Annotated in this window: 19 protein-coding genes and 1 pseudogene; 5 read left to right on the forward strand and 15 right to left on the reverse strand. The window is 70.8% G+C overall.

Annotated features, from left to right (window positions below; genetic code table 11):
- Positions 1–392: 392 nt before the first annotated feature.
- From AB5J49_RS03450 to AB5J49_RS03465, 4 genes are read right to left on the reverse strand one after another with little or no spacing between them, the layout of a single operon-like run.
- Positions 393–2,090, reverse strand: coding sequence for an amidohydrolase (locus AB5J49_RS03450; protein WP_369166980.1), 1,698 nt, complete (start codon positions 2,088–2,090; stop codon positions 393–395).
- A gap of 42 nt (positions 2,091–2,132) precedes the next feature.
- Positions 2,133–3,113, reverse strand: coding sequence for an ABC transporter permease (locus AB5J49_RS03455; protein ID WP_369166981.1), 981 nt, complete (start codon positions 3,111–3,113; stop codon positions 2,133–2,135).
- Positions 3,110–4,627 carry a sugar ABC transporter ATP-binding protein gene (locus AB5J49_RS03460; RefSeq protein WP_369166982.1) on the reverse strand — a complete coding sequence of 506 codons (1,518 nt, stop codon included), beginning with the start codon at positions 4,625–4,627 and terminating at the stop codon, positions 3,110–3,112. Before AB5J49_RS03460 ends, AB5J49_RS03455 begins: the two co-directional genes overlap by 4 nt.
- A gap of 8 nt (positions 4,628–4,635) precedes the next feature.
- Positions 4,636–5,670 carry a sugar ABC transporter substrate-binding protein gene (locus AB5J49_RS03465; RefSeq protein WP_369166983.1) on the reverse strand — a complete coding sequence of 345 codons (1,035 nt, stop codon included), beginning with the start codon at positions 5,668–5,670 and terminating at the stop codon, positions 4,636–4,638.
- A 258-nt stretch (positions 5,671–5,928) separates the two neighbouring features.
- On the opposite strand from AB5J49_RS03465, the gene AB5J49_RS03470 reads away from it, so the two are divergent.
- Entirely contained in the window at positions 5,929–6,948 is a 1,020-nt protein-coding gene (locus tag AB5J49_RS03470) for a response regulator transcription factor (protein WP_369166984.1), read from the forward strand.
- A gap of 84 nt (positions 6,949–7,032) precedes the next feature.
- On the opposite strand, the gene AB5J49_RS03475 is transcribed toward AB5J49_RS03470, so the two are convergent.
- Positions 7,033–7,980 (reverse strand): LLM class flavin-dependent oxidoreductase, encoded by a 948-nt coding sequence (locus AB5J49_RS03475; protein ID WP_369166985.1) that lies wholly within the window; start codon positions 7,978–7,980, stop codon positions 7,033–7,035.
- A gap of 108 nt (positions 7,981–8,088) precedes the next feature.
- Here AB5J49_RS03475 and AB5J49_RS03480 point away from each other — a divergent pair, with 108 nt between their 5' ends.
- On the forward strand, positions 8,089–8,661 hold the full coding sequence (locus tag AB5J49_RS03480) for a MarR family winged helix-turn-helix transcriptional regulator (RefSeq protein ID WP_369166986.1): 573 nt from the start codon (positions 8,089–8,091) through the stop codon (positions 8,659–8,661).
- A 7-nt stretch (positions 8,662–8,668) separates the two neighbouring features.
- Here AB5J49_RS03480 and AB5J49_RS03485 read toward each other — a convergent pair whose 3' ends face one another.
- The 10 genes from AB5J49_RS03485 to AB5J49_RS03530 all read right to left on the reverse strand — a co-directional run bounded on the left by AB5J49_RS03485 (position 8,669) and on the right by AB5J49_RS03530 (position 18,778).
- Positions 8,669–9,370, reverse strand: coding sequence for a gamma-glutamyl-gamma-aminobutyrate hydrolase family protein (locus AB5J49_RS03485; RefSeq protein WP_369166987.1), 702 nt, complete (start codon positions 9,368–9,370; stop codon positions 8,669–8,671).
- Positions 9,367–10,857, reverse strand: coding sequence for an aldehyde dehydrogenase (locus tag AB5J49_RS03490; RefSeq protein WP_369166988.1), 1,491 nt, complete (start codon positions 10,855–10,857; stop codon positions 9,367–9,369). The genes AB5J49_RS03485 and AB5J49_RS03490 overlap by 4 nt, the downstream gene beginning before the upstream one ends.
- Before the next feature lie 124 nt (positions 10,858–10,981).
- Positions 10,982–12,436, reverse strand: coding sequence for an APC family permease (locus AB5J49_RS03495; protein ID WP_369166989.1), 1,455 nt, complete (start codon positions 12,434–12,436; stop codon positions 10,982–10,984).
- Between the two features lie 192 nt (positions 12,437–12,628).
- On the reverse strand, positions 12,629–13,234 hold the full coding sequence (locus AB5J49_RS03500) for a TetR/AcrR family transcriptional regulator (protein ID WP_369166990.1): 606 nt from the start codon (positions 13,232–13,234) through the stop codon (positions 12,629–12,631).
- A gap of 28 nt (positions 13,235–13,262) precedes the next feature.
- Positions 13,263–14,108 carry a fumarylacetoacetate hydrolase family protein gene (locus tag AB5J49_RS03505; RefSeq protein ID WP_369166991.1) on the reverse strand — a complete coding sequence of 282 codons (846 nt, stop codon included), beginning with the start codon at positions 14,106–14,108 and terminating at the stop codon, positions 13,263–13,265.
- 15 nt (positions 14,109–14,123) lie between these two features.
- On the reverse strand, positions 14,124–15,065 hold the full coding sequence (locus tag AB5J49_RS03510) for a 3,4-dihydroxyphenylacetate 2,3-dioxygenase (RefSeq protein WP_369166992.1): 942 nt from the start codon (positions 15,063–15,065) through the stop codon (positions 14,124–14,126).
- Complete coding sequence (locus tag AB5J49_RS03515; protein ID WP_369166993.1) at positions 15,058–16,521, reverse strand: aldehyde dehydrogenase; 1,464 nt, start codon at positions 16,519–16,521, stop codon at positions 15,058–15,060. The genes AB5J49_RS03510 and AB5J49_RS03515 overlap by 8 nt, the downstream gene beginning before the upstream one ends.
- Before the next feature lie 34 nt (positions 16,522–16,555).
- A complete protein-coding gene (locus AB5J49_RS03520; RefSeq protein ID WP_369166994.1) occupies positions 16,556–17,362 on the reverse strand; it encodes an acetoacetate decarboxylase family protein in 807 nt (268 codons plus the stop codon).
- Between the two features lie 13 nt (positions 17,363–17,375).
- Positions 17,376–18,584, reverse strand: a complete 1,209-nt coding sequence (locus AB5J49_RS03525; protein ID WP_369166995.1) for an NAD(P)/FAD-dependent oxidoreductase — start codon at positions 18,582–18,584, stop codon at positions 17,376–17,378.
- A 5-nt stretch (positions 18,585–18,589) separates the two neighbouring features.
- Positions 18,590–18,778: a ferredoxin gene (locus AB5J49_RS03530; protein WP_030048616.1), complete on the reverse strand. Its 189-nt coding sequence runs from the start codon at positions 18,776–18,778 to the stop codon at positions 18,590–18,592.
- A 353-nt stretch (positions 18,779–19,131) separates the two neighbouring features.
- Between AB5J49_RS03530 and AB5J49_RS03535 the strand changes: the two genes are divergently transcribed.
- The 3 genes and pseudogenes from AB5J49_RS03535 to AB5J49_RS03545 all read left to right on the forward strand — a co-directional run.
- Positions 19,132–20,487, forward strand: a complete 1,356-nt coding sequence (locus AB5J49_RS03535; RefSeq protein WP_369166996.1) for a glutamine synthetase family protein — start codon at positions 19,132–19,134, stop codon at positions 20,485–20,487.
- A gap of 17 nt (positions 20,488–20,504) precedes the next feature.
- Positions 20,505–21,791: a cytochrome P450 gene (locus AB5J49_RS03540; RefSeq protein WP_369166997.1), complete on the forward strand. Its 1,287-nt coding sequence runs from the start codon at positions 20,505–20,507 to the stop codon at positions 21,789–21,791.
- A 184-nt stretch (positions 21,792–21,975) separates the two neighbouring features.
- Positions 21,976–22,338: pseudogene (locus AB5J49_RS03545) on the forward strand (amidohydrolase family protein); the annotation flags it as partial.
- Between the last annotated feature and the right edge of the window lie 261 nt (positions 22,339–22,599).

A 22,599-nucleotide genomic window follows, 5' to 3' on the forward strand; every position in this document is an offset into this window, starting at 1 on the left:
ACCACCGCTCCCCCACCACCTGCGAACCTCCGTCGCATCGTCGCCGCCAGCCTCATAGGCACCACCATCGAGTGGTACGACAACTCATTCGATCGGGGCTAGGACCTGCGGGTTTGACTGATCTCTGGTGTTCGAGTCAGCACCGAACCAGCACCGGGATCTCCCCGTGCTGGTACAGGCCCACCAGACGACCCAGGACGCACCTGCGACGCGCTCCAGCCAACCTCGGCCAGCGGTAACAGACCTCGTTCATAAAGCGGCGGTCGCCGGAACACAGGTCGAAGAAAACGACGCCGCTCTCGAGGCCGGACGGCCGCCGTCCGACTGGACGCGGGTCCTACCGGATCGGCGCCACTCCGGCGGCCACGAACCGGATGAGCGGATGGCCCCACTCAGCGTTCGTGGACGACGCGCCCGTCGAACACGGTGAGGTCCACCTCCACCTGGCTGATGTCGTGGGGGTCGAGATGCAGCAGCGGGCGGTCCAGGACGCACAGGTCCGCAACCTTGCCAGGTTCGATGGTGCCCTTCCAGTCGTCGGCGAAGTCCTGCCAGGCCGCGTTGACCGTGTAGGCGCGCAGGGCCGAGGCGAGGTCCACGCACTGCTCGGGGCCACTTCGCTGACCGCTTGCCTTGGACTCGCGCAGCATCATCGACGCCACACCCTGGCGCCAGTCGGGCTCGGTGATCGGCGCGTCGGAGCTGGAGCAGACCCTGACGCCAGCGTCGATCGCTGAGCGCACCGGCCATTGGTACGCCGACCGCTGCGGTCCCACGATCTCGTCCATGAGGTCGGAGATGGTCCACTTGATGCCGGGGTTCATGTTGACGCCGTAGCCGTGCGCGGCGAGTTTGGTCAGGCTGTCCGCTCCGATGAAGTCGCCGTGGATGACGTAGTGGCGGGCGTCGGGGCGGGGTGCGGCCTCGTCGGCCGCGACGAAGGCGTCCACGACGGTGTCGATGGCCCGGTCGCCGGTGACGTGCACCCCAAGCTGGAATCCGGCCTCGTGCGCGATGCGGATCATCTCGCGCAGCTCCTCGACCTGGAGGGCGGGCGACTCTCCGTGCACGCAGAGGGCGCCGTGGCCACCGTCCGGGTACGGATCGTTCATCCACGCCGTACGGTTGGGGGGCACCCCATCGGCGAAGATCTTGACGCCGATGACGTTCAGCAGCCGCGGGTCGGCCGACTCCGGGCGGCGCAGCTCGGCCAGCCCCTTGCGCACGTCGTCGGCGGATCCGCCCATCGGCGCCGGGAGCAGCAGCACGCTGACGCGCGCCTGAAGGTCACCTGTTGCGGCGAGCTCGGCGTACGCGGTCCAGTTGTCGGTGCTCAGGCCGCCGAAGAGGGTGCCGGTGCCGCCGGGGCCGAGGCCGGGCTCGGTGTAGCTGGTGATGCCCCGGGAGTGCAGTTCCCGGATCACGCCGTCGATGGCCTGGCGGCGCTGGGCGACGGTGGGGACGGGCAGCGCGCTCTGGACGAGCCGCTGGGCGGCTTCGCGCAGGATGCCGGTGGGCGTGCCGTCGGGATCGGTGTCGATGACCCCGCCGTCCGGCGCGGCGGTGTCCGCGTCGATGCCGCAGGCGCGCAGCGCCGCGGTGTTGGCCCACACCATGTGGGCGGAGAAGTCGTTCAGGCAGACCGGGTTGTCCGGGGCCACCGCGTCCAGGTCGCGGCGGTGTGGGAAGCGCCCGGCGTCCGCGAGGCACTCGGTGAGGTAGCCGGCGTCCCAGCCGAGTCCGACGATCCACTCGCCTGGCGGGGCTGCGCGCACCGCGCCGCCGACGAGTGCAGTGATGTCGGCGATCGAACCCACCGCGGGATGGCCGACATTGAGGGCGAAGGGGGGCTTGGTCATCCCGTACGCGGCCCCGTGAAGGTGGGAGTCGTTGATGCCGGGCAGGACGGCCCTCCCGTCGAGTTCGACGATACGGGTGCCGGGGCCGGCCAGGGCGCGCATCTCGGCGTCGGTACCGACGGCGACGATGGCCCCGTCCCGTACGGCCACTCCTTCCGCGACGGTGAAGTCCCGGTCGACCGTGAGGACCTGACCCCCGGTCAGGATGAGGGTGGGAGCGGATTCGGTCACAGCTGAACACCTTTGAGGGGAGGGAGGAACGGGCCTTGGAGGTCAGCGTCCGGGGCGGGGTGCGAAGTACGCCAGTGCCGCGCCCGCCACCAGCGCCGTGCCCTGGGCCATCTGCTGCCAGAACGTCGGCACGCTCAGCAGCGTGAGGCCGTTCTGCAGCCCGCCGAGGAAGAGCACGCCGAGCAGGACGCCGAGGATCGACCCGGAGCCGCCGGTCAGCGCGACCCCACCGATGAGCACGGCTGTCAGAACGGCGAGTTCGAAACCGGAGCCGGAGGTACCCGCGACCACGCTGTCCAGAATCGATGCCTTGATGGTGCCTGCGAGAGCGGCGGCCGCGCCCGTGGCCACGAACAGTGCGAAGGGCGTACGGCGGATGTTGATGCCGGACAGGTGGGCGGCCTCGCGGTTCACGCCGATGGCGAACACGTGGCGTCCGGTCGGGGTGAGCGCCAGGAAGAGGGCGCCGGCGATGAGGACGAGCGCGGCGATGACGACCGGTGCGGCGATCCCCGCGATCCGCGCCCCGCCCAGCCAGGCGAAGGCGGAGCCGAACCCGCTCAGAGGCAGGGGGAAGAGCTGCTGTGCGAGGCCGCGTATCGCGGTGAGCATGCCGAGCGTGACGATGAACGGGGAGAGCCCGAGGTGGCAGCACAGTACGCCGTTGACGACGCCGACCGCGGCTCCGGCCGCCAGCGCCCCGAGGACGGCGACGGCCGGGGTGTGCCCGTTGCTCGCCAACCAGCCCGCGACCAGCCCGCCGAGCGCGAAGGTGGAACCGACGGAAAGGTCGAGATAGCCGCTGATGACGAGCAGGGCCAGCGGTACGGCGACGATGGCCAGGGTGGCCGCGTCGGTGGCGATGCCGCCGAGGTTGGCCGGGTCGAGGAAACTGTCGGTCGAGAGCTGGAAGGCCACCACCATCACGGCGAGGACGACAAGCAGGGGCTGGCGTCTGAGGATGGTCAGACCGCCCGTGGCCAGGACGCGTGGACGGGCGAGGAAGCGGTCGGCGGTGGTCATGCTGCTCCTTGGGCGGGCCGGGAGTCGGGCTCGTGGACGGCCGACAGCAGGGCCTGTTCGGTGAGGTCGGGGCCGGAGAGTTCGCCGACGATGCGGCCGCCGGCGACGATCAGGCAGCGGTCGGCGAGGGCGACGACCTCCTCGGGGTCGCTGGAGGCGAACAGCACGGCCGTACCGCGTTCGTCGGCCAGCCCGGTCACCACGCGGTAGATCTCCTGGCGGGCGCCGACGTCGACGCCCTGGGTCGGTTCGTCGAGCAGCAGCACTTCCACGTCGCGGGCTTCGTTGATCCACCGGCCGAGGACGAGTTTTTGCTGATTGCCGCCGGAGAAGGCTCCCGCGGGAAGTCCTGGGCGGGCGGGGCGCAGCCCTACGCTCTCGGCCAGGGAACCGAAGACGCGGCGCTCGACGCCCAGTGCCCGCACCCCGGCGCGGGAGAGCGGCCGGACCGAGGGCAGTAGCACGTTGTCCTGTGCGGTCAGCGACGGGAACAGCGCCTGGGCCCGCCGGTCCGCGGGTACCAGGGCGATCCCCGCGGCGAGGGCCTGGGCGGGCCGGGCCGGGGTCACCTCCTTTTCCCCGACCCGGATCGTTCCGCCCTGTGCCCGGCGTCGGCCGAAGAGGGTCTCCAGCAGGCGCGTTCGGCCGGACCCGATGAGACCGAACAGTCCGACCCGTTCGCCTTCGCCGACGGTGAGGCCGACGGGGCCGAAGCCGGGGCCGTACAGGCCGTCGACGGTGAGGAGAGGCCGCCCGGCGGTCCGCGCGGGACCGCTCCGTGTCGTGGTGTCGTGACGGCGGCCGGCAATGGCCTCCACTAGCTCATTGCGCGAGAGCCCGGCCACGGACGAGTGGTGGGTGACACGGCCGTCGCGCATCACGGTGACCGCGTCCGCGAGTCGCTCCACCTCGGACAGCAGGTGGGTGACGTAGACGACGGCGAGGCCCTGGGCGCGCAGGTCCTCGACGCGTTCGGCCAGGGCGTCGCTCTCGGCGCCGGACAGGGCGGCGGTCGGTTCGTCCAGAACGAGCACGGACGCGCTGCGGCTGAGCGCCTTGGCGATCTCCACCAGCTGGCGCTGGCCCATCGGCAGGTCGCCGACGCGGTCGCGCGGGGAGCAGCTGGCCGCCACCCGTTCCAACAGGCCGGCCGCGGCCTCCTCTTGGACGCGCCGGTCGACACGTCCGTGACGGGTCCACTCCTGGCCGAGGAAGACGTTCTCCGCGACCGTCAGCGCGTCGACCACGCTGAGGGACTGGTAGATGATCGCCGCGCCCGCGGTGATGGACTCGCGCGGGGTGAGGCGGGTGTACGACCGGCCGCCGATCTCGATCGTGCCCGAGTCCGGCGGGAAGGCGCCGCCGAGGCACTTGATCAGGGTGGACTTGCCCGCGCCATTGTGGCCGAGCAACGCGTGCACCTGACCGGCGGGGACGGTGAGGTCCACGCCGTCCAGGGCCTTCACCCCGCCGAAGGACTTGGTCAGCCCCCGGATGCGGAGGTTCGTCGTCATGGCCGGCCCTAGGCGTTCTGGGCGAGCAGGTCATCGATCCTGGCCGTGTCGCCGCGCTGCACGAGGTTGATCGGCACCTGGGCGCTGGGGTTGGCCTTGCCCGCGGCGACCGCGAGCGGGACGTCGACGATGGCGGCGGCGAGATCGTTCGGGGCCAGGGCAGCGGAGGCCCGGTAGAAGGAACCCTGCTTGATCGCGAGGAGGGAGGGCGCGGAGCCGTCCTGTCCGCCGACGAAGGTCTTGGCGTCGTCCTTGGCGCGGCCCGTCTGCTGCAGGGCCTTGTAGGCGCCGTACGCGGCGGCGTCGGTGATACCGAGGACGATGTTGAGGTCGGGGTGCTTGGCGAGGATGGCCTTGGCCTTGGACAAGGCGGTGTCGGGGTCGATTGCCTGTTCCTGCGCGACCACGTCCACGCCGGGAGCGGCCTTGGTGAACGCCTCGACCATGCCCTTGGTGCGCTCGCGGCCCAGCTCGATGGTGCTGTCGGTGAGGAAGGCGACCTTGCCCTTGCCCCCGAGGTTCTCCTCGGCCCACTTCGCCGCCGCCTCGCCCAGCAGGGTTCCGCCCTCACGGAAGCTGAACTGGATGTCGGCGCTCTGGTGCTCCAGCGATCCGCCGTAGGTGACCCAGATCAGGCCCGCCTCCATGGCCCGCTGCGCGACGGCCTCCATGGCCTCGAACACCATCGGGAAAGAGACGATCGCCGGGACCTTCTGCGCGATCCAGGTGTTGAGGTTGGAGGCCTGCGTGTCGGCGTTGGCGTTGTCGCTCGTGGTGATCAGGGAGCTGCCGTGCTTCTTCGCCTCGGCCGTGGACAGCTTGACCAGCGTGGAGTAGAGCGGGAGCTGTGTGAAGGGGTAGTCGAGTCCGATCTTCGTCAGCTCCTTGCCCCCTGAGGATGCGGGCTTGGCCGAGGCCGCCGCCTTCTCCGGCGCCGAACAGCCGGCCGCGGCCAGCGCCGTGGTGGCCAGTGCTCCGGCGGACAGAGCGAGGAACCGTCTGCGGGAGGCGGCGGAAGGCATGCTGGACTCAGGAGTGATCATGGCAGGGCTCTCCGAGGGGCAGGCCCGCGGGAGGCGGGCGTCCGGGTCGTGCCGAGTGACGCGTCGAGTGACGTGTCGAACAGGAAAGACTCCCGGCCGCCGTGCCGCCATCGGTAGAAATACCGATCAGGTACGACGACGTGCCCTCACGGGATCGATTGGGTCACGGAACCGTGAACACCTTGCCGCCCGAACAGCCGCCTCATATCGTTGGGCCTCAAACGACCTTCCTGATTCCGAGCCCACCCGGAGGCTCGTTTGCACAGCCATCACCAGATCGCGGCGGCCGCCCGCATCGGCATGCTCGCCCACGGGCCGGACACACCGGCTGCCTGTGCCGAAGTCCTGCGCGAACTCGCCCGGGCCCTCCCCCTCGACGCGGCGACGCTGCTCTCGATCGATCCGGTCACCGGTGATCACGTCCAGTTGGCCGGGGTCGGCTACACCACCGAGCTGTCCCAGAACCTGGCCGCCGAGTTCGTCAGAACCCCGTGGTACCAGAACGTCATGCGGCAGGAACTGCCGCCGTCCATCTCCGAGGACGCCGACGACACCGGAACGCGCTTCAGGCACGGCTGGTTCTACGCCGAACGGGTCCGCCCCGCCGGGTTCCGGGACGGAGTGACCGGAGCGCTGCGTCACCGCAGCCGCCTCGTCGGTCTGGTGCACCTCTCCACCGAGCGTGCCGACGCGTACGACACCGACGCACGACGCCTGCTCGCCTGCGTCATGCCGGCGCTCGCCGCGCTGGCCGACCCGGTGCCGTACATCACCGACCTGGAGAACGGCCTGACGCACGGGAGTGCGGTGAGCCTCGTGACGGACGGTGCCGTGATCGACGTGCCGGGGCATGAGCGCGCGGGGATCGTGCGCGACGAGGTCTTCCACGAGCTGCTGGGGGCCTTCACCGGCACGGGCGGGCGGCGGCTGCGCCTGCTGTGGCCGGTGGATGGCGACTGGCGGCGCGTGACGCTCCAGCGGTACCTGCCGGGTTCCCACCGTCTCACCGGTGCGGTGCTGGTGGTGGAGACACCCACCGAACTCCCCTACGGGCTCAGCCCGCGGGAGCTGGAGGTGCTGACCCGCGCGGCCACAGGCCAGACCAACCAGGCCATCGCGCAGGCGCTGTACCTGGCGCCACGGACCGTGCACACCCACATGGAGCACCTGCTGCGCAAGACCGGCACCGCCTCCCGCGCCGAGGCCACCGCCCTGGCGGTCCGCGACGGTCTGCTGCGCCCGGCTCCGGATCAGGTGGCCCGCTTCGTCGAGCGGTGAGGCGTACCGGGCGGGGCGACGCCGGCGCACAGGTGCCGGGCGGCTTCCTGCGCGCCGGGCCGGGTAGTCCGTCCGTGCGGCGGATCAGCCGACCAGTCGCTCCACGCGCCGCATCACCTCACGGCAGAACGCCCCGACGCCGTCGGGGTCGTCGATGAACTGGTTCGGCTTGACGCAGAAGGTCGTGAAGCCGCTCTCCCACTGCTCGGGAACCGAGGCGAGAGCCGCTCCGAGATCGGCCGGCGAACGGTCGTCGGGGAAGACGGCCTGGGTGCCGCCGATCATCTCCAGGTCGGTGATGTCGCGTCCCGCAGCCGACATCGCGTCCTTCAGCGCCCGCAGGTCGTCGGGTGTGGGCCGGCCGAGCGGATGGAAGCCGTGGCCATGGCGGACGAGCCGCCGCAGCAGCGGGCCGTGCAGTCGCTGCCCGCCGAACCAGAGCCGGGGGCCCTCGGGGCGGTACGCCTTGGGTTCGAAGTAGACATCCTGGAAGGGGTAGTTCGGACCGTCGTGGGAGAGGGGAGACGGCCCCCACGCCTTCGCCCACACCTGCAGGTGCTCGTCGAGCAGCTTTCCGCGCTCGCCGAACGGCACGCCGAGCGCGTCGTACTCGTCCCTGCTCCAGCTCACGGTGGGTTGCACCACCAGCCTCCCCTCGCTGATCAGGTCGAGGGTGCCCAGTTCCCGGGCGAGCAGCAGCGGGTGGCGCAGCGGTGCGAGGACCGCCGCGGCGGCCAGCCGGAGTCGTTCGGTGACTGAGGCGATGGCGGCGAGCAGGAGCAGCGAGTTCGGCCAGGGGGTGTACGGGTCCTGGTTGCCCGGCAGGGCGTAGTCACGGGGGTTGCCCATGATCCCCCGGTCCGCCGCGTCGGGTCCGAGGACGATGTGCTCGCTGACCATGACGGCGTCGAAACCGGCGTCTTCGGCCTCACGGGCCCACCGCACGGCCGTGGGCAGGTCGGCCCGGCCTCCGGTGAGGGTCCAGTTCTCGCTGAGGACGAGCAGCATGCGTGGGGTGGCGGGGGTACTCATGGGGCTCCTCTTCTTCTTCGTACAATTTGGAGCCGAACGAACGGGCCCGGTGGGACACGTGTCCGTTCGGGGAGCAGGCGTTGCCGCGACCAGACGAAGGAGCCGCCCATGCCCGGCCAGCGATCCATCACCGAAGCCGAGAAGCTGGCGGCGGCGAAGCTCGGTGGTTTCCCGATCCGTCGGGAGCAGATGGCCGCTGTGGCGAACATCTACCGGGCAGCCTCCGCGGTCCGGCATCACCTGGAGAACTCCGTCCTGCGCGGCTCGGATCTGACCTGGACGGCGTTCGTCGTGCTGTGGGTGGTCTGGGTGTGGGGCGAGTCGGAGACGCGGTACGTGGCGGACGAGGCCGGCATCTCCAAGGGCACCCTCACGGGGGTCTCCCGCACCCTGGAGTCGCGTGGACTGATCAGGCGGAGCGGGCACCCGACGGACGGACGGCTGGTGTTGCTCAGCCTCACCGAGGAAGGCGAGGAGTTCATGCGCCGGGTGTTCCCGGCGTTCAACGAGGAAGAGGCGTTCGTCACCGCCGGGCTCAGCAACGCGGAGTGCCGCCGTCTCGCGGACGGCCTGCGCAGTGTCGTCATGCAGGTCGAGCAGCACGGCGAGGAGCGGCGCCAGTCGCTGCTGAACGGCGCCGAGCCCGCGCCCCGTCGCAGCGGTCGCCGGTCCAGGAACTGAGGGGGCGTCAGGGCCGCTCCTCGGCGGCCCGTACCAGGGCGTCGAAGAGCCGCTGCTGGGCCGGATCCTCGTGGGCGGTGTCCTCGGGATGCCACTGCACGGCGCTGAACCAGCCGCCGGCGGTGGGCAGTTCGAGCGCTTCAACCGTGCCGTCCGCGGCTCGTGCCGTCGCTCTCAGACCCGCGCCGAGGCGGTCGACGCGCTGGTGGTGGTAGCAGGACGCGTCCACCTTCTCGGCGGCCGTCGCCCGTGCGACCACCGAGCCGGCCTCCAGGGCGACGGGATGCGCGACGTGCCGGTGGTCGCGCCCCGGACCGCCCATGTCCTGTTCCAGGGTGCCGCCGAGAGCGACGTTGACCGCCTGCAGGCCCCGGCAGACGGCGAGCAGGGGCAGGCCGGTCTCCAGCGCGGCCCGTGCCACCGCCAGGTCGAAGGCGTCCTGGACGTCGTCCACGTCGTACACGCTGGCGTGGGTGTCGACGGCGCCGTACGTGTGCGGGGCGAGGTCTCCGCCTCCGGGGAGCAGGACGCCGTCGAAGCGGGCGAGCCGGCCGGCGGTGCCGGTCTGCGCGGGATGAAGACTCACGGGTTCTCCGCCGGCCCGCCACACCGCCTCGATCAGGGCCCGGGCGTTGACCTCGGCGGCGTAGCGCAGTGCGGAGGTGGTGGCGCTGAAACGGGCGGGGATCGCGATGAGCGGGCGCGTCACAGCTGGATCCATGTCGTCTTGAGTTCGGTGTACTTCTCCAGGGCGTGCGCGGACTTGTCGCGGCCGTTGCCCGACTGCTTCATGCCGCCGAAGGGCACGGTGAGGTCGCCCTCCTCGTAGCAGTTGACCCAGACCGTGCCGGCCTTGAGGGCACGCGAGACGCGGTGGGCGGTGGACAGGTCGGAGGTCCACAGGCCGGCGGCGAGGCCGTAGTCGGTGGCGTCGGCCAGCCGGACCGCCTCGTCCAGGTCGTCGAAGGCGAGGACGGAGAGCACCGGACCGAAGATCTCCTCGCGGGCCAGCCTCATGCGGGGGTCCACGTGGTCGAAGACGGTCGGCTCCAGGAAGCTGCCGCCGGTGTCGGTGAGGGTGCGTGAGCCGCCGGTGAGCAGGCGGGCGCCCTCTGCCAGGCCGGTGGCGATGTGGTCCTGGACGCGCCCCAGGTGGTCCTCGCCGACCAGGGCGCCCATCTCGGTGGCCGGGTCGAGAGGGTCGCCGATCCGCAGTTCGCGGGCGCGTCGCACGACGGCCTCGGTGACCTGTTCGGCGATGGAGGAGTGGACGAGGAGGCGCGAGGGCGCGGTGCACATCTCGCCCTGGTTGAAGAAGATGCCCCAGGCTGCGGTGGCGGCGGCCTTCTCCAGGTCGGGGGCGTCGGGCAGGATGATGTTGGGTGACTTGCCCCCCAACTCCAGCCAGACGCGCTTGAGGTTGGAGTCGGCCGCGTAGTGCAGGAAGTGGCGGCCGACGGCGGTGGAGCCGGTGAAGGCCAGGACGTCGACGTCCGGGTGCAGGCCGAGGGCGCGTCCGGCGACCGGACCGTCGCCGTTGATGACGTTGAGCACGCCCGGCGGCAGTCCCGCCTCGGCGGCGACGGCGGCCAGCAGCAGCGCGGACAGCGGTGAGTGCTCCGACGGTTTCAGTACGACGGTGCAGCCGGCGGCCAGGGCGGGGGCGATCTTCCAGCCGGCGAGGGTGAGCGGGAAGTTCCACGGCACCACCGCGCCGACGACTCCGGCGGGTTCGCGGGTGACCAGGGCGAGGGCGTCGGGGGCGGTGTGCGGGGACTCGTCGGTGAGCTTGTCGGAGAGCTGGCCGTACCAGCGGAAGGTGTTGATGAGCGCGCGCAGTTCGATGTCGTGGGCGTCGGTGATCGGTTTGCCCATCTCCAGGGTCACGGCGAGGGCCAGATCAGCGCGCCGCTCCTGCAGCAGGTCGGCGATGCGCACCAGGACTCGGCCGCGGTCGGCGGGCGCCAGCCGCGGCCAGGGCCCGCTGTCGAAGGCACGGCGAGCGGCGGCCACGGCGGCGTCGATCTCGGCGGCGCCGCCGTCGGCGACCTCGGTGAGCACCTGACCGTCCCGCGGCGAGACGACGGGGAAGGCGGCGCCCGCCCCGGCCTCCTCGGCACCGTCGATGTGGTGTGCGCTCGGCAGCACCAGCGCCTTGGCCCGGCGGAGCCATTCGTCGTGGGTGACAGCGGGCATGGGGTTCTCCAGACCATGTTTCCGGTGGGACGTCGACGAAGGTGGGACGTCGACGAAGGTGGGATGTCGACGAAGGTGGGGCGTCGAAGAAGTCGATGAGCCCGAGCGGTCGGCGGGCGAGGCGCTATGGCTGCGCCCGGCCGCGCCGACGCCTGAACCACTCGGTCGCGGCGCCCACGGCGAGCACGGCGGGGACGGTCGCCTCCAGCAACGCGGCCGTGCTCGCCTCGCCGCCGATGAGGGTCGTGAAGTTGGCCAGGATCAGCCAGATCGCGCCCGCCAGACCGAGTGCGGCGAGTGCGGGTGCGACCAGCGTGTTGAAGCGCCGGGAGTCCAGCCGCTCACGGCGGAAGAAGACGATCACGGACACCGAGGTCAGCAGGTACAGCAGCATCATCGCCAGGACGGCAAGGCCACTGAACCAGGAGAACAGGGTGAGCACCGGGTCCTTGCCGACGATCACGAAGGGGACGACGAGGAGGAGGGCGATGCCCGTCTGCGCGCACCCGGCGGCCCAGGGCGAGCGGCGAGCGTTGAGTCTGCGCAGCGGCTGCGGCAGCAGTCCGTCGCGGCTGAGGGAGAACAGGTAGCGGTTGGCCGAGTTGTGGAACGTGAGGATGCCCGCGAACAGGGAGGTGGCGAGCAGGACGGGCAGGACGTCGTTGACCCATCCGCCGAACTGCGTGGCGATCGGGGCGAAGACGAACCCGGCCGAGTCGCCGCCCGAGAGGGCCTCTCCGGCCGCCGCCGGGGCCTTGTCGGCGCCGTAGGCGGAGACCAGCGCCCAGGACGTGAGGGCGAAGAAGCCGGTGACCACGAGCACCGAGAGGTAGGTGGCCCGGGGCACGGTCTTCTTCGGCTCGCGGGCTTCCTCGCCGTAGATCGCGGTGGCCTCGAAGCCGAACATCGACGCGACCGCGAACATGATCGCGACTCCCGGGGCCCCCTGAAGGGCCGCTGACGGCGAGAAGCTGTCGGCGAGGCCCAGTCCCTGCGGACCGCCGCCCTGGAACAGGGTGACCAGACCGAACAGCAGCAGGATGCTGAACTCCGCCGCGACGAACACGGCGAGGACCTTGGCACCCATCTCGACGCCGGCCGCGCCCAGCGCCTGCACCACGGCCATGGCGGCCAGCGTCCACACCCACCAGGGCAGGTCGAGGCCGGTGTGGTCGGCGACCAGACCGGCGGTGATCGCGCCGTACAGGCCGTACATGGCGGCCTGGATGACGCAGTACGCGAACAGGGCGACGGCCGCGCCGGCGGCACCGGCGGTGCGGCCGAGGCCGGTGCCGATATAGGTGTAGAAGGCTCCGGCGTCCACGACGTGGCGTCCCATGGCGACGAAGCCGACCGAGAACAGCAGGATCATCACGCCTGCCAGCACATACGCGGCGGGCGTGCCCGCGCCGTTGCCGATCGCGATCGAGATCGGTGCCGCGCCGGCGATGCCGGTGAGCGGCGCCTGGGCGGACAGGACGAAGAACATGATGCCGAGCACGCCCAGGGCGTTGGGCTTGAGCGCGGCTGTGGTGCCGCCTCGCACGGTCTGCTGGGGAGGAGCCGTCTGACTGCCCACGTGGATCACCTGCCAGGGAAGGGAGAGAGGGGACGGAGCGAGAGGAAGGCAGAGGGGGAAGAGGCCAAGTTTCATTTCGACCCAAACGAGTGGCACTTATCGTGGAGCCGGACTATCCGTTTGGCAAGGGGCGGGCGTGGGGATTTCCGGAGCCGACGGAGTCTTACAGCGGGCCTCTGGGGGGCGGCAGGCTCAGACGCCGTCCGTGCCCTCGGCGAGGCCTTCGAGCAGGGCGCGCAGTTCGGCGAGGGCCTCCTCGGTGACCTCCCGCTCGCCGAAGACGAGCTGGTGCAGCACCAGGCCCTCCAGGGCGGCGAAGACCAACCGCGACAGGCCCCGGCCGACCGGCCGGGCGAGCATCTGGGACAGCTCGCGCCGGGTGGCGTCGAAGTACTCCTCGTACAGGCCCCGCAGGTGCGGCAGGAGTTCCGCCCGGCGGCGCGCCTCCAGGAGCAGCTCATACTGGAACGCCTGGAGCTCGGGACCGGATTCCACCATGTCCGCGAGGCCTGCGGAGAAGTCGGCGACCTTGCCCGTGCCGGGTTCGAGGGTGCTGCTGCTGAGGGAGGAGCGTACGGCGTGCGCGAGCGCCTCCTCGATCAGCGCGTCACGGGAACCGAAGTGGTGCACGACCAGGCCGTGGGTGACCCCGGCCTCCTCCGCGACCGCCCGGTAGGTGAGCCTGCGCAGTCCGCCCCGCGCCACCACGCGCACCGCGGCGTCCAGCAGGGCCTCACGGCCGGCCCCGTAGTTCTTCACGCGTTTGCGGGGGCCGCGCTCACCGGCGGGCTCGGTCATGCCCACGACTCTACCCGTGGCCAGGGCGTCAGCGCCGCGGTGGCCGGATGCCACGGAACTCCCAGTCGCCGCCGAGGGCGGTGGACAGCACTTCCTCGGACTCGGTGGGCTGGGCGCCGACGTCGGTACGGATCGGGGTGGGTCCGGTGACGATGTGGTTGGTGAGCCGGCCCAGGCCCTCCACCTCCACCTCCACCACGTCGCCCGGCTGGACGGGGCGCGAGTTGGCGGGCGTGCCGGACAGGAGGACGTCGCCGGGGTAGAGGGTGATGGTGCGGGCGATGTCGGCGACAAGGTAGTGCATGTCCCACTTCATCTCGTCGGTCGAGCCGTCCTGCACCACCTGCCCGTTGACGTACGTGCGCAGCGACTTGCCGTGGAAGTCCCAGTCGGTGACGAGTCCCGGGCCGAGGGGGCACAGGGTGTCGGAGCCCTTGACGCGGAGCATGGAGCCGGCGTCGGTGTCACGGAAGTCGTGCAGGCCGTAGTCGTTGGCGATGGTGTAGCCGGCGATGTACTCGCCCGCCTCGGCCGGGGAGATGTTGCGCGCGGTCTTCCCGATCACGATGGCGACCTCGCCCTCGTAGTTGAGCCACTTGCAGCCCTCGGGGCGGACGATCGCGCCCCTGTGGGAGTTGAGGGACGAGGTGGGCTTGTGGAAGTAGGTCGGGGTGTCGGGCAGGTCGATCTGGAACTCGTCCACGCGGCTGCGGTGGTTGAGGTGGACGGCGACCACCTTGGACGGCACGACGGGGGGCAGGTGCTGGGCGTCCTCGGTCTTGACGCGGCGGCCGTCGGCGGCGACGAGTTCGTCGCCGTCGACGGTGACCTGGACGGCGGCGCCGTCGAGGAGGATGCGACGGTATTCGGGCATGGCTAGAACTCCTGGCTACGACTGGATACGGCTGTGAGGGGTGCGCGGGGTGGGCGGGGTGGGCAGGCCGGTGCCGGTCCAGCCTTCGGCCGGGCGGTCGAACCACAGGTGGGCCTGGCCGGTGCCGATCGAGTTCTCGTACTCGCCGTACTGGCGGGCCTTGGCGGTGCACGCCTGTTCGCCCAGGGCGCCGGCCATCATCAGGTAGTGGAAGAACTTGGCCTCGGGCTTGAACTTCCAGAACTCGTCCATGGTGTCGAGGACCTTGTCGTGGCGGCCCTCCTTGAACCAGGCGATGCGCTCGTAGTCCGCCTCGCGGGCCTCGGGCGTGAAGATGTGCACCGGGTCGCTGGCCTCGTGGTCACGCAGCTCGCGCAGCGGCCAGAAGGTGTGCGACAGCGCGCCCGAGGCGATCAGCAGTACCCTCCGCCCCGGTGTAGCGGCGATACCGTCGGCCAGGGCCCGCCCGAGCCGCAGGTGATCCTCCATGTCCCCGGTCTGGCAGACCCCGATGGTCACCCATCGCTTGTCGGGCAGTCCCTCGCCGAGGAACTTCCAGAGGTTGATGGTGGCGTAGTAGATCGGAAGGTAGTCGTCGTCGATCGCGGTGATCCAGGTGCCGCGCCGGTCCGCGAACCCCTCGATATTGCGGGCGAGTTCGGGGTCACCGGGGAAGTCGTAAGGCATCCGGCACATGCCGCGCGGCAGCTCTTCCGAGGTGAACAGTCCGGCCCGGCGCTGTTGTGCGGTGACGACGAACTCGACCGTCGTGGCCCAGTGGGAGTCGAGGACGACGACGGTGTCGTAGTCGTCCCGTTCGAAGACGTCCTTGCGGAGTTGCCGCAGGCCGGTGACGAGGGTGATCTCCTTGCCCTCGTTCAGCTCCAGCCGGTCGGCCTCCGGCAGCACGATGGTGGGGACGTGGGCGAGGAGCCCCGCCCCGACGATCTCACCCATGGTTGGTCCATCCGTTCGGGGCGGTGACGGTGTTCTTCACGTCGCAGTAGAAGTCGAAGCTCCAGGTGCCGCCCTCGCGTCCGACTCCGGAGAGGCGGGAGCCGCCGAAGGGGGCCTGCAGGTCACGTACGAAGAAGCAGTTGACCCAGACGGTTCCTGCGACGAGTTGCGCGGTGACGCGTTCGGCACGCTCGGGGTCGCCGGTGGCCAGGGTGGCGGCCAGCCCGAAGCGGGTGTCGTTGGCGAGCCGGATCGCCTCTTCCTCGTCAGCGAAGGTCTGCAGGGTCAGGACGGGACCGAAGACCTCCTCCTGCACGATCTCGGAGTCCTGGGCGACGTCGGTGAGGAGGGTCGGCGCGTAGTACTGCCCCTCCTTGGGGTGCCCGCCGATGACCGCGCGGGCTCCCGCCGCCAGTGCCCGCTGCACGAAGCCGTCGATCTTCTCGAGCTGGCGGGGGTGGATGTTCGGGCCGATGTCGGTGGCCTCGTCGCGCGGGTCACCCTGCGTGAGACTGCTCGCCTTCTCGACGAAGCGCCGCGTGAACTCGTCGGCGACCGACTCCTCGACCAGGAAGCGCGTGGCGGCCAGACAGACCTGCCCTGCGTTGTCGTACTGCTCCACCGCAAGGTCGACGGCGAGGTCCAGGTCCGCGTCGGCGAACACCAGCAGCGGTGACTTGCCGCCGAGTTCGAGGCTGAGCGGAGTGAGGTTGGCGGCGGCGGACGCGGCGATCCGCCGGGCGGTGGGCACCGAGCCGGTGAAGCTGATCCGGCGCACGTCCGGATGCGAGGTCAGGGCGTCGCCGATCTCCGAGCCATACCCCTGGACCACGTTCAGCACCCCGGCGGGCAGCCCCGCCTCGGCGGCGATGTCGGCGAGGAGGGAGGCGGTCAGCGGGGACCACTCGGCGGGCTTGAGGACGACGGTGTTGCCGGCCGCGAGCGCCGGCGCGACCTTCCAGGTGGCCAGCATCAGCGGCGCGTTCCACGGGGTGATCAGCACGCAGGGGCCCGCAGGATCCCAGCTGACGTGGTTGCTGTGGCCCCGGGTCTCGAAGTCCCCGTGCTCCAGCGTCAGCAGCCAGTCGGCGAAGAAGCGGAAGTTGTGCGCCACCCGCGGCATCACACCGCGTCGGTGCGAGCGCAACAGCGCCCCGTTGTCGGTGGTTTCGACGATGGCGAGCTCTTCGAGCCGCTTCTCCACCCCGTCGGCGATGGCGTGCAGGATACGGGCGCGCTCGGCGCGGGAGGTGGCGGCCCAGCCGGGGAAGGCGGCCTTCGCCGCGGCGACCGCTGCGTCGGCCTCCGTCGCGGTGCCCCGGGCGATGTCTCCGAGGGTGCTGCCGTCGATGGGCGAGGCGTCGGGGAAGGTGCCGGTGGAGGCGACGCGTCGGCCGGCGATCCAGTGCCGGGTGTCGACGGCGACTCCGGCCACGGTGGTGAGGTGCTTGTTCATGCCCTGGACTCCTGGTGATCGGTGCGGTGCGGGCTCACTCGGCGCCGGAGGTGTTCGACTCCAGCAGGCGTCCGCCGTCCCACACCACGCCCACCTGGCGGTAGTACGCGGCGATCGGTTCGCGGATCTCCAGCCGGGCCAGCTCCTCGGTGGGCGCCTCGAACAGCTCCAGTTCGGCGTCGCCGCGCCAGGGCTGCCCGCCCTCGAAGGAGGCGGCGCCGGACTCGATCAGCTCGTCCAGTGCCAGACCCTTGCCCTTCTCGATGGAGGGCAGCCAGCGGTGATGTGCCATGGGGTGGCCGTTGACGAAGCCGTTGGTCTCGGACGGTTCCCGCAGGGTCACCACCGTCTGGGCCAGCCGGCGGTCCGCCGCGGCGAGCGTCGCCCCGAACCGCGCTCCCGGCTCGATCCGCGGAGCGGGCCCATAGAGGTGCGGGCGGGTCTGGTGGATGGAGCCGAGCTTCTTCGGGTATCCCTGGTGCAGTCCGCGGGCGATGGCGAAGTCCTTGTCGACCCAGATGTACACGCAACGGGTGTAGGTCTGCCCCTTGTACTTGCAGCGGACGACCGCGAAGGCCTCCTTGTACTGGGAGAGAACGGGGTCGAGGAGCTCCGCGCCCGACTCGGAGCACGACTGCCAGTCGGCCCAGATCAGCGCGACCGCCCCAGGGTCCTCGTCCGCCAGTTCAAGCGGTTCGGGGAGGAGTTCGCGGACGCGGGCCGGGTCGGTGCGGTACTCGACGGTGAGCAGGTCGCCGGAGTAGCGCCACGGCGGCGAGGGGATCAGCGACGACCGTCCGCTCGCCGTCTTGGGGTGGAAGTATCCACGAACTGGGCTCATGGCGGGAATGTCCTTACACGGTGAGGGCGGGCTGCTTCAGCAGCCGGGCGCGGTAGCGGGCAGCTTGCAGGGCGACCGACTGACCGCCGAGCGCCACGACACCGACCAGTCGGCCGGCGGTGTGGTAACCGACGAGCACGTCCCCGTCGGGGTCTCCGTCCAGGACCCGTACGTCGTCCTTGCCGAGCGCGGGCGCGCCGAAGGACTGCAGCCGGAACTCGTGCTGGTCGCTCCAGAAGGTGGGCAGCGGCGCGAACGGCGCCAGGTCGGCGTCCGAGCCGGTGAGGTGGGCGACGAGGACCTTGGCGGCGTGCTTGGCGGTGTCCGTGGGGATGGACCAGTGTTCGACGCGGCGGGGCACGCCGTCGTAGCGGGCGTTGGGGAAGCGGGCCACGTCACCGACGGCCACCACGTCCGGGAAGCCTCCGACACGCAGCTGCTCGTCGGTGGTCACCCCGTCCGACAGGTCCAGGCCGTTGCCGTCCAGCCACTCGGTGTTGGCGATCGAGCCGACCGACTCCACGACCACGTCGGCGGGCAGGACGGTGCCGTCGTCCAGCACCACCCCGGTGACCCGGTCCTCGCCCTGGAATCCCGCGACCGACGTACCGAGCGCGAAGCGCACTCCGCGCTCCTCGTGCCGCTTCAGCAGCGCACGGCCCAGCAGGTCACCCAGCGGTGCCCCCATGGGCAGGGGCAGCGGATCGACGACGGTCACCTCGGTGACCCCGAGTCCGACGGCGGTGGCCGCCACCTCGCAGCCGATGAAACCGGCTCCGACCACGACCACCCGCGCACCGGGCCGGGTCAGCTCGTCACGCAGCCCATGGGCGTCAGCGAGGGTGCGGACCGTGTGACGGCCGACGAGGGGGCCGGGGCACCCCAGCCGACGGGGTCGCATGCCGGTGGCGACGACCAGACCGTCGTAGGAGACGGCCGAGCCGTCGTCGAGCGCGACGGTCCGCTCCGCGAGCCGGGCCGCGACGACCTTGCTGCCCAGCCGCCACTGGACATCGGCGACGGCCGCCTTCGGTGTGAAGGCCAGCGACTCGAAGGCCGCCTTGCCCGCCAGTACCTCCTTGGACAGCGGAGGCCGGTTGTACGGCATGTGGGCTTCGTCGCCGATCACGGTGATCGCACCGGTCCAGCCCGCCGCACGCACCTGCTCGGCGGCTCGCAGGCCGCCCAGGGAGGCGCCGGCGATGACGACGCGTCCGGTCATGGCGCTCAGTCCCCGATCCGGATGGCCTGGAGGGGGCACACGTCGGCGGCTTCCTCGACCTCCTCGCGCAGGGCGTCGTCCGGATCGGCGACGTACACGAGGTGCCCGTCGTCGTTCATCGAGAAGACGTCGGGAGCCGCGAAGACGCACTGGCCGTGGTCCTGGCACTTGTTCATGTCGACGACGACCTTCATGGCCGGTCCTCCTGAGGTGAGGGCGTCGGAGTGGCGGATGAGGCATGAGGGGCCCGGTCCGGGGAATGGCCGGGCCCCGGGCACGGAGCTGAGGAGCTACCGGGGGTCCACGCCGAATTTCATTTGGCTTCAAACAAGATAGGAAGCCGCCGGGCGGCGGTCAATACCTGTCCAGGTGGATAATTTCTTTGGGCTGGACTCTTGCGAGGCGGCGAGAGCTTCCATACTGTTCGGGTTCAAACGACGACCTGAGAGCCGCGCCTCCTCCGCGCCCGGGCCCCGTCCCCCTCACGCCACCTGCCAAGCCCCCTTCCCGGGGCCGGCCATCCCACCGTCCCCCCAAGGAGACATCGGTGAGCGCTCATGAGACTCTCGACATCCGTCGGTACCAGGAACGGCTCACCGCCGAGGGCATCGACGTGGTCCGGGTGATCTATCCCGACCTGATCGGCACCGACCGCGCCCGCGACGTCCTGCTGGACCACCTCCCGTCCGCCTGTGCGCACGGTCTGGCCTTCTGCCGCGCCGTCTACCACACGAGCCCGCAGGGCGACGTCGTCCCGGTCGCCGGCGGGCTGGACGCCGGCCTGCCGGACGTGTCCGTTCGTCCCGACCTGTCCACCCTGACCACGCTGCCGTGGGAGCCGGGTGTCGCCACCTGCCTCGGCGAGGTCAGCGACCCCGCGACCGGACGACCGGCCCCCGAGTCGCCGCGGGACCTGCTACGCGCCGTCCTGGCCCGGTGTGCCGAGCACGGGCTGCGCCCGGTCGTGGGCCCCGAACTGGAGTACTTCCTGCTGGAGCCCGCCCCCGACGCCCCGACCGGCTGGCGCCGCGCCCCGCAAACCACCGGCGCCGTCTACACGGCAGGCCTGCGCGCCGACCCGGACAACCATCTGCTGCGTACCCTGCGCCACCTGCGAGATCTGAACATCGGTGTCGTCACGGGCAACCACGAGTTCGACGGCGGCCAGTACGAGATCAACCTCACCCACTCCACCGCCCTCGATGCCGCCGACCGGGCCTTCCGCTTCAAATCGGCCGTCAAGGAGCTCGCCCGGGCCGAGGGCAAGCTCGCCACGTTCATGGCCAAGCCCTTCAACGACGCCGGCGGCTCCGGTTTCCATCTGCACCTCTCATGCGAGGACGACAGCGGCCGAAACGCCTTCGACGACCCCTCCGGCGCCCACGGCCTCTCCGCCACCGCCCGGCACGCCATGGCCGGCGTCCTCGCGCACGCCCCCGCTCTCGCCGCGCTGGCCAACCCGACCGTCAACTCCTACAAGCGCTTCGGCCCCGACACCCTCGCGCCCTGGCTGATCGACTGGGGGCTCGACAACCGCAGCGCCATGCTGCGCGTCCCGCCCGAGCGGGGCAGCGGCGCCCGCCTCGAAATCCGCCTCGGCGACGCCAGCGCGAATCCGTACCTGCTGATCGCCGGAGCGATCGCCGCCGCGCTGCTCGGCATCCGGGCGGGCCAAGAGCCCCCGGCCCCGCTGGAGGGCTACGGCTACGACACCGCCCGGTCAGCCGCCCTGCCCATGAACCTGCCGGCCGCGCTGGACGCCCTGGAAGCGGACACGGAACTGACCGACGTCCTCGGCAAGGACTTCACCGCCTCCTTCCTCTCCTACAAGCGCAACGAGATCGAACGCTTCCAACGGCACGTCACCGACTGGGAGTTCACCGAGTACGCCTACCACCTGTGACGACTGGGAGCCATCAGATGACGACCGAGACCCCGACCGCCGCCGTGAACGAACCGATGCCGCTGGCGGACGTCAACCTCGCCGACCTGGACAACTTCACCGACGGGACCACCCCGTGGCGTATGTTCCACACCCTGCGCCACCAGGACCCGGTGCACTGGCAGCCCGAGGAAACCCCCAACTCCGGGTTCTGGGCGGTGACCCGGCATGCCGACATCGCCCGCGTCGACCGGGACGCGGAGACCTTCACCTCCACCCGGTTCGTCAACCTCGAGGAGGTCGACGACGACCAGATCAAGAAGCGTGCCTCCATCCTGGAGCTGGACGGCGTCCGCCATCGTGCCCTGCGCAGTCTTCTGCAGCGCCAGTTCGGCGCGAGCGTCATCAACAGCTACAGCGACTTCCTGCGCGGCCTGACCGCCAGGACCCTGGACGCGGCCCTCGCCAAGGGCACCTTCGACTTCGTCGCCGACGTCTCCGCCGACTTCCCCATCAACGTCCTGGCCCGCCTGCTCGATGTCCCGCCGGAGGACAACCAGCGGCTCATCGACTGGGGCAACCGCATCATCGGCAACACCGACCCCGACTACGCCGATGTCCTCCTGCACAGCGCGGAGAGCGAGAAGTACCGCGACCTGCCGTTCCGCTCCCCCGCTTCCCTCGAAGTCTTCGAGTACGGCCGTGAGCTCGCCCGGCAGCGGCGCGGCGGCGACGGCACGGACCTGGTCTCCCGGCTGGTGAACACCACCCCGAGGGACGGCGTGCCGCTGTCGCCGCAGGACTTCGACAACTACTTCCTGCTCCTGGTGGTGGCCGGCAACGAGACCACCCGGCACACCATCACCCACTCCATGCTGGCCCTCCTCCAGCACCCCGAGCAGCTCGCCCGCCTCCAGGAGGACCCCTCGCTGATCCCGGTGGCAGTGGAGGAGTTCCTGCGCTGGGCCTCCCCCGTGTACCACTTCCGCCGCACCGCGACCCGTGACGTCGAAGTCGGCGGCAAGCGGATCAAGGAGGGCGACAAGGTCGTCATGTGGTACGCGTCCGGCAACCGCGACGAGGAGGTCTTCGGCAACCCGTACGACTTCGACGTCACCCGAGCCGACAACGACCACGTCACCTTCGGCAAGGGCAGCCCCCACCTGTGCCTGGGCAACCTGCTCGCCCGCACCGAGATCCGCATCATGTTCGAGGAGCTCATCCCGCGGATCGCCGACATCCGCCTGGCCGGGGACGTGCCACGCGTGCGGTCCAACTTCGTCAACGGCATCAAGAAGCTGCCTGTGGAGGTCGTCCTCATGTGAACGGCCAGGCTTTCCGGATGCCATCGGTGGGCCTGCGTCATTCAGTTCGCGCGGTCATCCTCGATGAGGATGACCGCATCCTCCTGTACCGATGGGACGCAAGGCCTCGGTGGGCGGCCTGTTCGAGCACCCGCGTCGAAGCGCTTCACCTGATGACTCAAGCTAACGAGAATTCCTTGGCGTCCTCGCCCGGCATCCCCGGCTCCGGTTCGTACTGGTCCACTGCGGCGGGCTGCTTCCCGCCGCGGTCGGCTGCTGGCAGCGCGGCACCGACACCTGCCGCCCAGAGCTCCCCGACCTGCCCGAATCCCCGCGAGACGCGATGCGCCGCTTCTACGTCGACTGCCTGGCCCATGACCCCGCCGTCGTCGACCTCGCGGTGACCACGTTCGGGGAGGACCGCATGGTCCTGGGCAGCGACTGGCCCTTCCCGATGGGCACCCAGGATCCGCGCGCCCTGATCGCACACCGCGGCCAGGACTTCGTTCGACGGACGGAAGCGACGACGGCGATGTCAGCACTGGGAGGTCTGCATCCAACGCCGTGATCGCAACCGGCGGCCATCAGGCGGCCGACGTCATGCCACAGGCGACGAAGGGCCTGGAGCCGACTGCTCCCGACTCACCGTCATCATGCCGTTCACTGCTCCTCGATGCGGCCGCCGTTCCGGTGCTTGGGCGTCGCCCAGAAAGCCGCACGCCGCGCGTCCTGGACAGCAGTCGTCTCGAACCTCTTCAAGCCGCTGAGCCGCCGCTCCGCGCGCGGACATGGCGGCCCGACGCATAGCCGTGCCCCGAACTATGTTGCC

Source organism: Streptomyces sp. R28, from assembly GCF_041052385.1.
Taxonomy (GTDB): Bacteria; Actinomycetota; Actinomycetes; order Streptomycetales; family Streptomycetaceae; genus Streptomyces.